Below are 707 nucleotides of genomic sequence, written 5' to 3' on the forward strand. Positions count from 1 at the left end.
GATAATGGGCGTCCGTGGGGTGAACAAGGGTTACCCCGGTGAGTTGTAATGATCGGGTTCAAGGATTGCCTGGTCTAATTTGAAAAACCTAACACCTTGCGTTTTATCTTCTTTTAAAATGGCTTTTCTGATCCTTTGGAGGGTAATTCTGGAAATCAATTCGGGTATTGACTCCCTGATACAATACGCTGTTGCGCCCGCATTCTTTGAGACAGGCTCCGGCAATTGAACCAGAATAAACTTTCTTCTGCCGCCATCTTTCTTGTTTTGTTTCAACACCGCATGTCCGGTAGAACCACTTCCTGCAAAAAAATCAAGAATGATATCTTCGCTATCCGTGACCTTCATTAAGTGCTCAATTAATCCTGTCGGCTTGGGATAATCAAAAACAGAAGAACCGAGAAGGGCTTCAACCTCTTGACTTCCCTGCTTCGTGGTAAAACCGGTTATTATTGTTTTCGGGTGTTCGGTGCCGCGTTTTTTAACATACTGAAGAACACCGTTCTGTTTGAAAAAGAACTCAACAACCTGCTGTCCTTTAGAGTCAAAAGTCTCATTCCCTGACAGCCAGTTTTCAATTTGGTTCTTCATTGTCCAGCCCGCCTTTAGCGTAACTTCACTGGCCAAGACCCCATCCTTACACTCAAATACACCGGCAGTCACTTCAACGGCTTCTTTATCGCCAAATACTGACGGAAACGTTTTAT

The 707-nt window shown here is 44.0% G+C and carries 1 protein-coding gene; it reads right to left on the reverse strand.

The window, feature by feature from the left end; translation table 11 throughout:
* Positions 1-30 precede the first annotated feature (30 nt).
* Positions 31-707 (reverse strand): DNA methyltransferase (locus AAC147_RS09380; RefSeq protein ID WP_231571679.1); only part of this gene is annotated, 677 nt, incomplete at its 5' end.

The organism is Xenorhabdus sp. NBAII XenSa04 (genome assembly GCF_963866145.1).
Classification (GTDB): domain Bacteria; phylum Pseudomonadota; class Gammaproteobacteria; order Enterobacterales; family Enterobacteriaceae; genus Xenorhabdus; species Xenorhabdus indica.